Source organism: Jannaschia seosinensis, assembly GCF_001408515.1.
Lineage (GTDB): Bacteria > Pseudomonadota > Alphaproteobacteria > Rhodobacterales > Rhodobacteraceae > Jannaschia > Jannaschia seosinensis.
On the sequence record NZ_CYPR01000162.1, the window covers coordinates 1 to 13284 of the forward strand.

Here is a 13284-nt window from a genome sequence, read left to right on the forward strand (position 1 = left end):
GGGTGAGGTGATCGACGATCACCGCCTGCGCACGCCGCTTGGCCTGCGTGCCCTCGCCCGGATCGTTGACGATGAAGGGATAGACATTCGGCATCGGGCCGAGCGCGATTTCCGGCCAATCCTCGTCTCCGAGCGCCAGCGCCCGGCCCGGCAGCCATTCGAGGTTCCCGTGCTTGCCCATATGGACCGCCGCATCCGCCTCGCGCCGCAGAAAGGCGTAGAAGGCGAGGTAATTGTGCGGCGGGACGAGGTCGGGGGAATGATAGCTGTCTGTGGGATCGACGTTGTAGCCCCGCGCCGGCTGTAACCCCACGAGAACCTGCCCGAAGCGATGGATCGAGAGCGCGAACCCGCCAACCCCGAAGAACGGGTCGTCCTCGGGCGCGCCCCATCTCTCGGCGATCTGCGCGCGGGCCTTGAGGGGCAGGGCATCGTGGAAGGCGCGGTAATCCTCGAGGCTCAGCGTCTCGCCGCCCGTGCGTGTCGCCCGGTCGGTCAGCCAGTTCGTCGGCCCGGCCATCAGGCGCGTCATCAGCGCGGCGCTGTCGACCGGGGGCGCCACGTCGTAGCCGGCATCGCGCAGCAGGGTCATCGCATGAACCGTCGCGGCCGGCGTATCGAGGCCCACACCGTTGGCAAGTCGGCCATCACGGTTGGGATAATTCGCCAGCACCAGCGCGACGCGCCGCCGCGCGGGCGGGGTCCGGCGCAGGTTCGTCCAGTTGGCGATCAGTTCGGCGGTGAAGGCGATCCGGTCGCCCTGCGCCTTCCAGGTGGCGATCGGACATTGCGTGGCGTCGTCGAAGAACACCTCGCCCTTGAAGCCGATGGCGCGCGTCAGGACGCGGCCGTCGAGTTCCGGCAGCGCGACGTTCATCGCGATGTCGCGGGCCGACAGCCCCGTCAGCCCGTCTTCCCAAGCCCGTTCGGTCCCGCTCGACAGGACGGCCTGGAAGACCGGGGCGTCGTTCGCGCCGTGCAGCGGGTTCGCATCGGCATCTCCCACGGCGAAGGAGGTCAGGTTCACGACCGCATCCGGCGGCGCTTCGGCGAACAGCGCCTCAAGGGTCGCGCGGCTGACGGGATCCTTGAGGGAGGCCACGAAGACCGGCATCGGGTTCTGGCCCGCGCGCAGGAGCGCCTTGACGAGCCGGTTCACGGGATTGAGGCCCGCCCCCTGAAGTAGCGCGCGGTAGAAGATCACCGGCACGACCGGCGCCCCGTCGGTCCAGTTCGCGCGCAGGGTCGCGAGATCCGCATCGGCCATGCCGGGCCAGTAGAGCCCCGCCCGCAGGAGCGGACGGGCGGGGGCGGGGCGCGCCTCGTCGCGGATCATGGCGCGCGCATGGGCGAGGAAGGTCGCGGCGTTGGCCGGGCCGCCCTCCACGAGGCAGGACCACAGCGCGTCGTAATCCTCGGACGTGACGGTCGAAAGCTCGCGCAATTCGGCGTCGGGATTGTCGTCGCCGGGCAGCGCCGCGAACGGCACGCCCGCCTCGTGCAGTCGGGCGGCATATTGCTCCAGCCCGTAGGTCCAGTAGCCCCGCCCGCCGAGAATGCGCGCGACCACGAGGCCCGACCGCGCGGCGCAGGCATCGAGATGCATGTCCACCGACATCGGATGGCGCAGATGCATGAGGCTCGTCAGCCGGGTCTCGGGCGGATCCTCCATCGCGGCACGGGCCGCCGACAGGGCGGCGAGTTCGGTATCGGCCGCGGTGATGACGACGAGTTCGGCCGGGCTCTGCCCCGGATCGACGGGTTCGCCGTCATCGACGGCGCCGGGCTGTGCGGCGAGCAGGTGCATGGAGGTCTCCCTTCGTCGGCCCCGTGTGCGCGGCGGGGCAGGGGGGTGCAAGGGGGCGCGGCGCGACCTATCTGTCGCGGCATGGCCAAGATACCAAGCCCCTGCATCGACGTCTGCAAATTCCGCCGCACCGGCCCGGAAGGAGCACATCACTGCATCGCGTGCTCGATGACCAAGCCGCAGAAGCGGGCGTTCAAGCTGGTCAAGGCGCCCGGCCCGCGTGCCGCGCTGGTGCGGCTGATCGCGCTGCAGCAGGAGGTGATGGGGCGCTACGACCATTGGCGGCCGGCCTATCTGAAACGCTGCCGGAAGAAGGACGTGACGCCGCCGCTCTGAGCGGGCATGACGTGCCTTTTGACGGAGGTGCTCATGGCCGGATCTGAGAATGTCGCGATGACGCGGGAGGTTGCCGAAGCGCTGGCGGAGGGCGGCCCCGTCGTCGCGCTGGAGAGCACGATCATCAGCCACGGGATGCCATGGCCGCAAAACGCCGAGGTTGCGATGGCGGTCGAGGCGGCGGTGCGCGAGGCGGGTGCCGTGCCGGCCACGGTCGCGGTGATCGACGGCGTTCCGCGCGCGGGCCTGAACGCGGATCAGGTCGCGCGTCTGGGGCAGGGCGGGGACGTGGTGAAGGCCGCGTCGCGCGATCTCGGGGTGGCGATCGTGCGCGGCCTGACCGCGGGAACCACGGTGTCGGCCACAATGCGGATTGCCGCGTCGGCCGGAATCGGCGTCTTCGCCACCGGCGGTATCGGCGGCGTGCATCGCGGCGATGCCTTGGACGTGAGCGCTGACCTGACGGAGCTGTCGGTGACGGATGTTCTGGTCGTCTGCGCGGGGGTGAAGTCGATCCTCGACATCCCGCGCACGATCGAGGTGCTGGAGACGCTCCGAATCCCGGTCGCCGTTTTCGGACAGGACGCCTTTCCGGCCTTCTACACCCGCGATTCGGGCGTCGTGGCCGGCGAGCGGTGCGACGATCCCGCCGAGATCGCCGCGATCCGGGCCGCCAACCGGACGATGGGGCTCGGGACGGGAATGCTGGTGGCCAATCCCATCCCCGAAGCGCATGCGCTCGAGGCAGGCGAAATCGGCGCGACGATCGAGGCCGCGCTGGCTGCCGCCGAGGCGCAGGGCGTGCGTGGCAAGGACGTGACGCCGTTCCTGCTGGGCCGGCTCAACGCGGTGACCGAGGGACGTGCGCTGAGGGCGAATATCGAACTCGTTCTCGACAACGCCCGACTTGCGGCCCGGATCGCGGTGGCGGAGGCGGCGCAGGCTGCCGAGTAACTTGGACGGCGACGCATTCGCGTCCGCTCCGGCTGTTGAAGAAGCAGCGGTGATTGCCCGCTTTACGCAGCCGCCTTGGGAAGTGGGCAGGCCGCGCATGAAAGTGGCTCGCGAGATGACGCATCGGAGGGCACAGGATGCGCTCCGATGCCCAAGGCTGCTCTTCGAAACTGCGGTCGCTGGAAGGTCCTGGGGCGAAAGCTCGATCGGATCAGACGGTGTCAGGAAATCGGCCTTCACCGGTACACTTGGTGTTTTCAAGTCAAGCTTCCGCGGTTGCAGGTAAACGCGCATTTTCCCGTTGTGCGGATACTGCGGCCAAGTGGGTTCCCGTTGATCCTCCTGACATATTATGAGCGGGATCCGATGGACGCGCATGATCGATCCACGGGGGCCAAGTAGAAAGCAGACAACGTGAAAAGCTGCTTCAGCGTTTTTTCGAACATTGCCTGCAGCGTTGCGGTTTCCGTCCCGAAGCGGCTGAGAAACAGCCAGCTCCTAGCCACCGCTTCGCAACGGGCTCAGGTGGAGCGCTCGAAAAACAGGGAAGATCCGTCGTCGGGATAGGGCCCGAACCGGCCGCGGCGCCGGAATCCGTGGCGGGCATAGAGCCTGTGGGCCACGTCAAGTCCGGGAGCGGTTTCGAGGCGCAGGCAGGGGCGCCCCTCCATACGGGCCAGCGCGATCAAGTGCCGCAGGACGGCATCGGCCACACCACGGCCCCGCGCGTCGGACGCCGTGAACATGGCTTTCACCTCGGCATGATCGTCGTAGAGGACGATGGCGCCGATGCCACACACGCACATCTCGTCGTGCGCGGCCACGAACCGGATTTTCGGCGCGATCAATGTCTCCGGATCCGGAAACTCACATGCTTCCCGCGGGAACATGGCCGTCATGAACATATGCCGCTGCGCCACGAGCGCGGCGCAGCCCGGTTCGCGCGGGTCGGCGGCCGCGACCTTCAGGACAAGGCGGCCGCGATCGCCTCGCGGTCCAGCCCGGCCTGGCCAATCACCACGAGTTGTGCCCCGCGAGGATCGGTGCCGAGGGGGCGGTCGAAGTAATGGTCCACGCGCGGGCCTACAGCCTGCACGGTCAGACGCATCGGGCGGCCCGCGACGGAGGCAAATCCCTTGAGCCGAAGGATGCCGTGTTCGCGGATCACATCCGAGACGCGGGTGGCAAAGGCGGCCGGATCGGACACTTCCGGTATGGTCACGGTGAAACTCTCGAAGGCGTCGTGGCCATGTTCGTGCTCATGGTCGTGGTGGTCGTCCTCCGCATCGTCGTGGTGATGATGGTGGTGGATCTCGTGCCGCGCGGCCAGATCGCCCTCGGCCTCCTGTCCGCGCCCGAGCAGGACCTCCACCGGCAGCGCGCCCATCGTGGCGGGCACGACCTGCACGCCGGGCCGGGCCTCGGCGCGAAGGCGCGCGATCAGCGGTTCGGGATCGTCCATCAGGTCGGTCTTGTTGACGACGATCATGTCCGCGCAGGCGACCTGATCGGCATAAAGCTCCGACAGCGGCGTCTCGTGGTCGAGCCCGTCATCGGCGGCGCGCTGGCGATCCACGGCGGCCACATCGGCGGCGAAGGTGCCGGCGGCCACGGCGGGGCCGTCCAGCACCGTGACCACACCGTCCACCGTCAGTCGCGTCTTCAGGTCAGGCCAGGCGAAGGCGCGGACGAGGGGCTGGGGCAGGGCAAGGCCGGATGTTTCGATCACGATGTGATCCGGCGGCACGTCGCGCGCGAGCAGGGCCTGCATCGTCGGCACGAAATCGTCGGCCACGGTGCAGCAGATGCAGCCGTTCGACAGCTCCACCACGTCATCGTCGGTGCAGTTCTCGATGCCGCAGCCCTTGAGGATGCCACCATCGACGCCGAGGTCGCCGAACTCGTTGATGACCAGCGCGATACGCCGGCCGCCGGCATGGGTGAGGAGGTGGCGGATCAGCGTCGTCTTTCCCGCGCCGAGGAAGCCGGTGACGATCGTGGCGGGTATCTTGGGCATGCGGCGTTCTCCATGAAAAGGGCCGCCGCCCTCGCGGAGCGGCGGCCCGGATGCGTCGAGGATCAGCCCGCGAGGGCGGCGACGATCGGCCCTTCGGCGAATTCCAGCGCAAGAAAGGCGCCGATGCCGAACACGGCCGCGCCGGCCAGACGGGGGGCGGTCGCGCCCGCCCGTGTGGCGCGAAGCCCGAAGCGGGTCACGGCCATGACGGTCAGCGCGATGAGGTATTGCGTGGCCGCGAGACCGATCAGATAACCGGCGAAGACCGCGCCGCCGACGCCGCCTTCCTGCCCCGCAATGGAACCGCCGAAGGCCGCGCCGTGGAACAGGCCGAACCCGGCGAAGAGGACGAGCGCGGGGGTCATGGCCATCGCCCGGCCGGAGGCGACGATGCCGCCAACCAGAAGGAGCGAGGCGACGATCACCATCTCCTTGGCGGGAAGTCCGACACCCGAAGCCACCATCACGCACCCGGCAAGCATCGCGGCGATATAGGCCATCGGCGTGACGGTGCGGGCGGGCGTGAACGCCGCGGCCAGGCCCATCACGATCACGAAGGCGAGGTGATCGAAGCCGAGGACCGGATGGCCGACACCGGACAGGATGCCGTGTCCGAACGTCTCCATCGGGAGGCCGCCGAGCGGATGATGCGCCATCGCGGGGCTCGCCAGGAGGGCGAGGGCGGGCGTGAGTGCGAGAAGTCTTTTCATGTCGGTCCCCTTCGGGTGTCTGCTGAAGGGGGGGTCCTGGGCGGGCCTGCACGACCCGATCACGGAACACCCCGTCCGTTACGTCTGGCCGCCCAGAAGGACGGTGCAGGGCTGGTCTCCTGGCTCGCGGGTCGATGCTCGGCGCCGCCTTCCCGAACCCCGTCGCGGGGCCAGTGGCATCTCGGCGCGTCGCTCTCCGCTCACAGTCGCGGGGGCGGCTGCGGTCTCGGGCCCCGGATTGGGTCGCCTTCACCGCATTCCCATTTCATCCCCTCGGATCTCATACGTCGGGGAACCTTGCGGGGGCGACGATGCGCGCGCGGGCGGGGCGGGTCAAGCGCGTTCGCGTCGATTCGACGCGCAGCCGCGACACCGTTTTGCACAGTCCGAGACAATTCCATGCCCGCTCGCATGAAAAAAACGTGCCGGGAGGGGCAAATGCAGCCCGCGCGCCTTGACCCCCGGGGCTTGGGCGGAAAGATCGGCCGGATGCGCTTCTCTCGCCTGCGGTTGAACGGCTTCAAGAGCTTCGTCGATCCGACCGATCTCGTGATCGCGGACGGGCTGACGGGCGTGGTCGGGCCAAACGGATGCGGCAAGTCGAACCTGCTCGAGGCGCTTCGCTGGGTGATGGGCGAGAACCGCCCCACCGCCATGCGCGGCGGCGGGATGGAGGACGTCATCTTCGCCGGCACGTCGTCCCGGCCCGCGCGCAACTTCGCGGAGGTGATGCTGGCGCTCGACAATGCCGACCGGACGGCGCCCGCCGCGTTCAACGATGCCGATGCGCTCGACGTCGTGCGGCGGATCACGCGGGATGCGGGATCGGCCTACCGGCTCAACGGGCGCGAGGTGCGGGCGCGCGACGTGCAGATGCTATTCGCCGATGCCTCGACCGGGGCGCATTCGCCGGCCTTGGTCCGGCAGGGGCAGATCAGCGAGCTCATCAACGCCAAACCCAAGAATCGCCGCCGTATTCTGGAGGAGGCGGCGGGAATTTCCGGGCTCTACCAGCGGCGGCACGAGGCGGAGTTGAAGCTGAACGCGGCCGAGGGGAATCTCACGCGCGTCGATGATGTGGTCGAGCAGCTTGCCACGCAGCTGACTGCGCTCGCCCGACAGGCGCGGCAGGCCGCGCGCTACCGCGAAATCGGCACGGCGCTTCGCGCGGCCGAAGGACTGTTGCTCTACCGCCGCTGGCGGGAGGCGGATACGGGACGTGCGGCGGCCGACGATGCCCTGCGTCAGCGTCTGAACGCGGCGGCGGCGGCGGAGCGGTTCGCGGTCCGCGCCGAGGCGGCCCGCGCGGCGGCGGAGGCCGCGATCCCGCCTCTGCGCGAGGAGGAGACGGTCGCCGGTGCGGTGCTGCAGCGGCTTTCCGTTCAGCGCGACACGTTGGACGAGCGCGAGGCGCAGGCGCGCGGGGCTATCGAGGGGCTGGAGGCGCGGATCGCGCAGCTCGATTCCGATGTGGCGCGCGAGGGGGTTCTCAATCGCGACGCGGGCGAATCGATCGCGCGGCTGGTCACGGAGGAGGCCGCGCTTGCCGCCGCGATGGCGGGGCAGGACGACGTGCTGGCTGCCGCGCAGGGCGAGGCCGCCGAGGCGGCACGGCTTCTGGCGGAGCGGGAGGCCGAGTTGAGCGAGGTGACCGAGGAACTTGCCCGGCTCTCGGCGCGACACCAATCCGTCACGCGGATGGCCGAGGATGCGGACAAGCGGCTTGCGCGCGTCACGGCGGAGGCGGACGGTGCCCGCAGACAGGCCGAGACGGCGCAGGCCACGTTGGAGGAGGCGGAGGCGCAGGCGCGGGCGGCGGCGGCTGACCAAACTGGGGCCCAGGACGCGGCGGTCGCGGCGGACACGGCGCTGACGGAGGCCGAAACCGCGCGCGAGGCGGCGCAGGAGGCCGAAGGCCGTACCCGGGCGGAGCGGGCGGAGGCGGAGGGTGCGGCCAACACCCTGAGCGCCGAGGTTGCGGCGCTGGCGCGTCTGCTGGCCCGCGAGACGGGGAAAGGGGAGTCGCTGCTCGACCGCGTGCGCGTCGCGCCGGGTTACGAGGCGGCGCTCGGCGCGGCCTGCGGCGACGACCTCCGGGCCTCCGAATTGGGGCCGGAGAAGGGCGAGGAGACGGGCTGGGCCACGATGCCCCCCTATGACGACGCGCCGGCCTTGCCCGATGGCGCGGAGCTGCTGGCCGCTCACGTTACGGCGCCGCCGGTGATGGGGCGGGCGCTGGGGCAGGTGGGGATCGTGGCCGCGGCGGATGCGGCGGCGATGCAGGCCCGGCTGCGCCCCGGTCAGGTTCTCGTGTCGCGGGAGGGCGATCTGTGGCGGTGGGACGGGTTCCGCGCATCCGCCGCGGGGGCGCCATCGGCCGCGGCGCTGCGGCTGCAGCAGGTGAACCGACTGGCGTCGCTGCGTCAGGAACTCCAGGAGGTCGAACGCCGCGCCGACGGTGCCCGTGCCGCACATGATGCGCAGGCGGCGACGCTGACGACGCGCAAATCCGACGAGGCCACCGCACGCGCGGCGCGCCGCGACGCCGATCGCGCGCTGACCGAGGCGGGGCGGCGGCTTACCCAGGCCGAGGGCGCGCAGGGAACTGCGGGCTCCCGGCTCGAGGCCGCGCGCATGGCCCTGTCGCGGCTCGAGGCGGAGATTCTGGAGGCGCGCGAGGCGCAGAGGGCGGCGGATGCGGCGCGCGCGGACCTGCCCCCGCTCGATGGTGCGCGGGCCGCGTTGGAAACGCGCCGCACCGGCGTCGAGGCGGCGCGGATGGCGATGATGAGCCGCCGGGCGCAAGCCGACGAACTCAAGCGCGAGGCGCAGAGCCGCACGACCCGGGCCGCCGCCGTCACCAGGGAGCTTGCGGGCTGGCGGACGCGGCTGGCCGAGGCGGATACGCGGCTTGCGGACCTGACGAAACGCCGGGACCGCGCGGATGCGGAGCTGACCGAGGCGCGCGCTGTGCCCGCCACCCTCGCCACGCAGCGCGCCGACCTCGCGCGGGAAATCGCGCGGGCCGAGACCCGAAGCAGCAAGGCCGCCGATGCGCTGGCCATGGGCGAGACCGCCCTTCGTGAAGCCGTTCAGGCCGCCCGCGACGCGGAGCGCGCGGCCGGCGATGCCCGCGAGGACCGCGCCCGCGCCGAGGCCCGGCGCGACGCCGCCCACGAAGCCGTCGCCCAGGCCGAGGAGCGGATTGCCGAGGCGCTGGATTGTTCCCCGGCGGAGCTGCTTGATGCCCTCGGCGCCGATCCCGACACGTTGCCGCCGGTCGAGGAGATCGAAATTCGCGTCAACACCCTCAAACGCCAGCGCGACGCGTTGGGCGCGGTGAACCTGCGCGCCGAGGAGGATGCCCGCGAGGTGCAGGAGGAGCACGACCTTCTGACCCGCGAGAAGACCGATCTGGAAGAGGCCATCGCCGAGTTGCGCGCCGGGATCGCCGGGCTCAACAAGGAGGGGCGGCAGCGCCTGCTCGACGCGTTCAGCACGGTGAACGGCAACTTCGCGACGCTGTTCCGCCACCTGTTCCAAGGCGGCGAGGCGAGGCTGGAGCTTGTCGAAAGCGACGACCCGCTGGAGGCCGGGCTCGAGATCATGTGCCAGCCGCCGGGCAAGAAGCTCGCCACGCTGTCGCTCCTGTCGGGCGGAGAGCAGACGCTAACGGCGCTGGCGCTGATCTTCGCGGTGTTTTTGGCCAATCCCGCGCCGATCTGCGTGCTCGACGAGGTCGATGCCCCGCTCGACGATGCCAATGTCACGCGCTTCTGCGACATGCTCGACGAGATGACGCGGCGCACCGATACGCGGTTTCTCATCATCACCCATCACGCCGTGACGATGGCGCGGATGGACCGGCTGTTCGGTGTGACCATGGTGGAGCAGGGGGTGAGCCAACTGGTCTCCGTCGACCTCAAGAAGGCCGAGGCGCTCGTGGCATGACGCCAAGTCCGATGAAAGTGCGGGTTTCGCCGCGCGCGATTTCGTCTAGTTGTGTCGGATGAAGCTGAACATCGAAGCCGCCCTCTCCTACGAATTCGCCGCGCCCACCGACATGCTCATGCAGGTCGAGGTCGCGCGCATGGCCGGGCAGGAGATCGTGTCCGACGGGTTGTGGACGACGCCGGTGGAGGATTTCTCGCGGATCTCCGCCGAATCCGCGCTGGGCACGCGGGCCTGGATGCGCGCCGAGGGCCGTCTCGACGTGACCTACCGCGCCGAGATCGACGTGATCCGGCCCGATTGGAACATTTCCGCTCTGCCCGCCGTCGCGCCCCGGTTCCTGAACGCCGAGGCGACCTCCTTCCTGATGCCCTCGCGCTACTGTCCCTCCGATCAGTTCCAGTCCTTTGCCGGTGCCGAATTCGACGGGCTGTTCGGCGGGGCGCTGATCATGGCGATGCGCGACTGGATCGAGGAGACATTCGAATACGTCGCGGGCGTCAGCACTTCGGCGACGACGGCCCGCGACACCTTCCTCCAGCGGCAGGGCGTCTGCCGTGACTATGCCCATGTCATGATCGCCATGTCGCGGGCCATGGGCGTGCCCGCCCGGTTCGCCAGCGTCTATGCGCCATTCGTCGATCCGCCGGATTTCCACGCCGTCGCCGAAGTCTGGCTCGACGGCGCCTGGCATCTCGTCGATCCGACCGGCATGGCGACGCCGTCGCAGATCGCGATCGTCGGCATCGGGCGGGATGCGGCGGAGGTGTCGTTTTTGACCACGTTCGGTCCCGCGGTGCTGGTGTCGCAGAAGGTGATGGTCACGGAGGCCTAGGCCAGCGCTCAGCCCCCGGCCCACAATGTTCCGAATCCCGCGACGACGGCGAGGATCAGAGCCGCGCCCCAGCTTCGCCACAGCACGCCAACGGCACGCTCGACATCCGCCGGGCCCGCGTCTCGCCTGCCATGCGCGTTCACCCAAGGGAAAACCTGCCGACGGCCCTCATAGCTTCGCGGTCCCGAAAGCGCGATACCGAGGAGCGGCGCCATCGCCGCCTCCGGCCAACCCGCATTGGGCGACCGATGCAGGCGGGCATCCTCCGGTACGCGGCGCCACAGGCCGAACGCCCCGTGCGCCCCGAGGATTAGGAGCGCCGTCAGCCGCGCTGGCACCCAGTTGAGCACGTCATCCAGACGTGCCGCGGCCCAGCCGAAGGCCGCATGGCGCGGCGTCCGATAGCCGATCATGCTGTCGGCCGTGTTGACCATCTTGTAGAGCGCCATGCCCGGCAGGCCCGCCACCGCGAACCAGAAGGCCGGCGCGATCACCCCGTCGGACAGGTTTTCGGCCGCGCTTTCGATGGCGGCACGGGCGATCTCGGGCTTGGTCATCGCGGTCGTGTCGCGGCCGACGATCATGCCGACGGCGGTCCGCCCGTCCCGCAGGCTGCTCCGCAGGCCCGTCGCGACGGCACGGACGTGATCGACGAGGCTGCGCTGCGCGAGCAGGACGGCCGCCACGATCGCCTCGAGCAGGCCTGCATCGGGGATTGCGGAGACGGCCAGGCCGATGAGCCACGCGAGCGCGCCGAGCCCGATGATCGAAAGAACCCCCTTCATCCGGCGGAAACTGCCGCGATTGAACCGCGCGTCACACCATCCCACGGCGCGTCCCATCAGGATCGCGGGGTGGGGGATGCGGGACCAGACCGCGTCCGGCTCGCCGAAGACGGCATCCAGAATCATGGCCGCCGCGAGGATCACGCCAGCGCAGCCTCGATCTGCGGCCAGCGATCCGACGGCGGCAGGCCGAGGCGCAGCCATGTGCGCGAATAGGGGAAGATGCGCGACCAGATCCGGTGCCGGGCGAGGCGATCCCGAAACGCCGCCGCATCTGGCACATCGTAGAGGCGGAACAGGTCCGTTCCGCCGGCCAGTGTCGCATGTGGGGCCATGAGCCCATCAAGACGGCGCGCATCTCGCGCAAGGCGTCCGCGCGTCGCCTCGGCCCAGTCACGATCCCGCAGGGCCGCCGCCCCGATCCTGAGCGCCGGGCCGGAGACGGGCCAGGGGCCGAGCGCCTCGCGCAGGGGGACGACGACGTCCGGGTGGCCGATGGCGAAGCCGAGGCGGAGGCCGGCGAGACCCCAGAACTTGCCGAAGGATTTCAGGACCAGCGTGCCGGGTCTGGCGGTGGCGGCGACATGGCTGACCTCGGGCGCGGTGTCGCAGAAGCTTTCGTCGATGATGGTAAAGCCGTCGTCAGGGCGGGACCAGAGCCGCCCGTCGGGGTTGTTGGGGTGCACGATCACGCGCGCCGACCCGCCCGGGCCGATCTCTCGTCCCGCGGCGCGCAGGGCGGCTTCGTGCTCGTTATAGGTCGGCCCCGGAACGTCCACCGGCCCCGGCGGCACGATCAGCGGCATGCGCGCGATCAACGCGGACGCCCCCGGCGCCGCGAGCAGGTCGGCCGCGTCCGGGACCTTCCAGAACCCGCGTGCGGCATCGAGCAATTCCGCTTCGGCCGCGCGATCGGGAAGGCGGGTCCAAGCCTGTGCCGGCAGGTCGGGGAGGGGATAGGGCCGGGGATTGATGCCGGTGGAGAGGTCGAGCCATTCGGCCTCCGCCCCGCCCCATCGAGCCCGCGCGGCGTCGAGACCGCCGCCATGATCGCGGGGTGCCGTCACGGGCGGATCATTCCGGCAAGGGCGGGTGGCGGGTGACGAAATGGCCCTTGATCGCGACGGGCCATTGCCGGAACGGAACCACGCCGTTCGGCTGCTCCGCATGCAGCGCGGCATAGTCCACGATGCCCTGCGCCGCCGCCGCATCGGGTGTGAAGCGGCCCAGCGTGTAGGCCATCTTGCCGGGTGCCTGGAGCGCGACGTTGCAGGCGTTGGAGCAGCCCATCAGGCAGGAGTGGCGCCGGACCGTCACCGCATCGTGGCCCACCGCCGCCGCCTCGACCAGAACGGCCAGCGCCTCGCCGTCGCTGGCGCCCGATGCCGAATCCCAGTCGTCGCGCTTGCAGGTGTCGCAGATGGTGATTGTCGTGGTCATGAAGCCCTCCGGTCGCCCGCGCCGGCATAGACCGGGCGGCGGGGCGGGGGCAATCGGCGGGTTCGCGCCCAAGCCGCCGGTCCGGCAGGTGGCGTTAACCTATGATTAACTCGCGGAGCCAAGAGTCGGCGCGACGAGAGTACAACGTTCAGCGTGGAGGCGCATGATATGCCACAGTCCGGCACCCTGATCCTTGCTATCGGCCCCTGCGAAGTGGCGGCCTCCGATCTGGCGATCTGCTCCCGCCAAGGCGCCCGCCTCATCCATGTCACGTCGCGACAGGATGCGCTGCTTTGGGCGCGGGAGGCCTGCCCCGACGTCGTCCTGATCGACCGCGATATCGCGGATGCCGACCCGGAGGAGATCGCCCGCCAATGCTGCCGGATCGCTCCGAGGGCCCGCGTCGTCATGCTCGACGCCGAAAGGCCGCTGCTCACGGCGGCCTGAGG

Annotated in this window: 12 protein-coding genes and 1 riboswitch; of the genes, 5 read left to right on the forward strand and 7 right to left on the reverse strand. The window is 70.2% G+C overall.

The annotated features are described in order from the left end of the window. A partial coding sequence (locus tag JSE7799_RS12330; RefSeq protein ID WP_186201928.1) for a cobaltochelatase subunit CobN occupies positions 1 to 1807 on the reverse strand: 1807 nt, incomplete at its 3' end. Between the two features lie 81 nt (positions 1808 to 1888). On the opposite strand from JSE7799_RS12330, the gene JSE7799_RS12335 reads away from it, so the two are divergent. Then, entirely contained in the window at positions 1889 to 2143 is a 255-nt protein-coding gene (locus tag JSE7799_RS12335; RefSeq protein ID WP_055663887.1) for a DUF1289 domain-containing protein, read from the forward strand. 33 nt (positions 2144 to 2176) lie between these two features. Continuing rightward, positions 2177 to 3097, forward strand: a complete 921-nt coding sequence (locus JSE7799_RS12340) for a pseudouridine-5'-phosphate glycosidase (RefSeq protein WP_055663947.1) — start codon at positions 2177 to 2179, stop codon at positions 3095 to 3097. 521 nt (positions 3098 to 3618) lie between these two features. Here JSE7799_RS12340 and JSE7799_RS12345 read toward each other — a convergent pair. The 3 genes from JSE7799_RS12345 to JSE7799_RS12355 form a co-directional block, all read right to left on the reverse strand. After that, entirely contained in the window at positions 3619 to 3987 is a 369-nt protein-coding gene (locus tag JSE7799_RS12345) for a GNAT family N-acetyltransferase (protein ID WP_245624878.1), read from the reverse strand. A gap of 74 nt (positions 3988 to 4061) precedes the next feature. Then, the gene (gene cobW, locus JSE7799_RS12350) at positions 4062 to 5114 is read right to left on the reverse strand and encodes a cobalamin biosynthesis protein CobW (RefSeq protein ID WP_055663889.1); all 1053 of its coding nucleotides are present in this window, start codon (positions 5112 to 5114) and stop codon (positions 4062 to 4064) included. Between the two features lie 62 nt (positions 5115 to 5176). Next, positions 5177 to 5824, reverse strand: coding sequence for a HupE/UreJ family protein (locus JSE7799_RS12355; RefSeq protein WP_083480540.1), 648 nt, complete (start codon positions 5822 to 5824; stop codon positions 5177 to 5179). A gap of 92 nt (positions 5825 to 5916) precedes the next feature. Beyond that, positions 5917 to 6139, reverse strand: a riboswitch (cobalamin riboswitch). A 174-nt stretch (positions 6140 to 6313) separates the two neighbouring features. Between JSE7799_RS12355 and smc the strand changes: the two genes are divergently transcribed. Beyond that, entirely contained in the window at positions 6314 to 9775 is a 3462-nt protein-coding gene (smc, locus tag JSE7799_RS12360) for a chromosome segregation protein SMC (protein ID WP_055663948.1), read from the forward strand. Between the two features lie 58 nt (positions 9776 to 9833). Further along, the gene (locus tag JSE7799_RS12365) at positions 9834 to 10610 is read left to right on the forward strand and encodes a transglutaminase-like domain-containing protein (RefSeq protein WP_055663891.1); all 777 of its coding nucleotides are present in this window, start codon (positions 9834 to 9836) and stop codon (positions 10608 to 10610) included. An 8-nt stretch (positions 10611 to 10618) separates the two neighbouring features. Here the strand turns inward: JSE7799_RS12365 and cbiB are convergent, their stop codons facing one another. From cbiB to JSE7799_RS12380, 3 genes are read right to left on the reverse strand one after another with little or no spacing between them, the layout of a single operon-like run. Beyond that, a complete protein-coding gene (gene cbiB, locus JSE7799_RS12370; RefSeq protein ID WP_055663949.1) occupies positions 10619 to 11521 on the reverse strand; it encodes an adenosylcobinamide-phosphate synthase CbiB in 903 nt (300 codons plus the stop codon). A 14-nt stretch (positions 11522 to 11535) separates the two neighbouring features. Then, a complete protein-coding gene (locus JSE7799_RS12375) occupies positions 11536 to 12462 on the reverse strand; it encodes an aminotransferase class I/II-fold pyridoxal phosphate-dependent enzyme (protein WP_055663892.1) in 927 nt (308 codons plus the stop codon). A gap of 7 nt (positions 12463 to 12469) precedes the next feature. Further along, entirely contained in the window at positions 12470 to 12835 is a 366-nt protein-coding gene (locus tag JSE7799_RS12380; protein WP_055663893.1) for a DUF1636 family protein, read from the reverse strand. 168 nt (positions 12836 to 13003) lie between these two features. Between JSE7799_RS12380 and JSE7799_RS12385 the strand changes: the two genes are divergently transcribed. Beyond that, positions 13004 to 13282: a response regulator transcription factor gene (locus tag JSE7799_RS12385; RefSeq protein WP_055663894.1), complete on the forward strand. Its 279-nt coding sequence runs from the start codon at positions 13004 to 13006 to the stop codon at positions 13280 to 13282. The last annotated feature ends 2 nt before the right edge of the window (positions 13283 to 13284 follow it).

Excerpts from the sequence above, each read along its gene's own strand:
- JSE7799_RS12335 (WP_055663887.1), top strand. The coding sequence starts at position 1,889 with ATGGCCAAGATACCAAGCCCCTGCATCGACGTCTGCAAATTCCGCCGC.
- JSE7799_RS12340 (WP_055663947.1), top strand. The coding sequence starts at position 2,177 with ATGGCCGGATCTGAGAATGTCGCGATGACGCGGGAGGTTGCCGAAGCG.
- JSE7799_RS12345 (WP_245624878.1), bottom strand. The coding sequence starts at position 3,987 with ATGTTCCCGCGGGAAGCATGTGAGTTTCCGGATCCGGAGACATTGATC.
- cobW (WP_055663889.1), bottom strand. The coding sequence starts at position 5,114 with ATGCCCAAGATACCCGCCACGATCGTCACCGGCTTCCTCGGCGCGGGA.
- JSE7799_RS12355 (WP_083480540.1), bottom strand. The coding sequence starts at position 5,824 with ATGAAAAGACTTCTCGCACTCACGCCCGCCCTCGCCCTCCTGGCGAGC.
- smc (WP_055663948.1), top strand. The coding sequence starts at position 6,314 with ATGCGCTTCTCTCGCCTGCGGTTGAACGGCTTCAAGAGCTTCGTCGAT.
- JSE7799_RS12365 (WP_055663891.1), top strand. The coding sequence starts at position 9,834 with ATGAAGCTGAACATCGAAGCCGCCCTCTCCTACGAATTCGCCGCGCCC.
- cbiB (WP_055663949.1), bottom strand. The coding sequence starts at position 11,521 with ATGATTCTGGATGCCGTCTTCGGCGAGCCGGACGCGGTCTGGTCCCGC.
- JSE7799_RS12380 (WP_055663893.1), bottom strand. The coding sequence starts at position 12,835 with ATGACCACGACAATCACCATCTGCGACACCTGCAAGCGCGACGACTGG.
- JSE7799_RS12385 (WP_055663894.1), top strand. The coding sequence starts at position 13,004 with ATGCCACAGTCCGGCACCCTGATCCTTGCTATCGGCCCCTGCGAAGTG.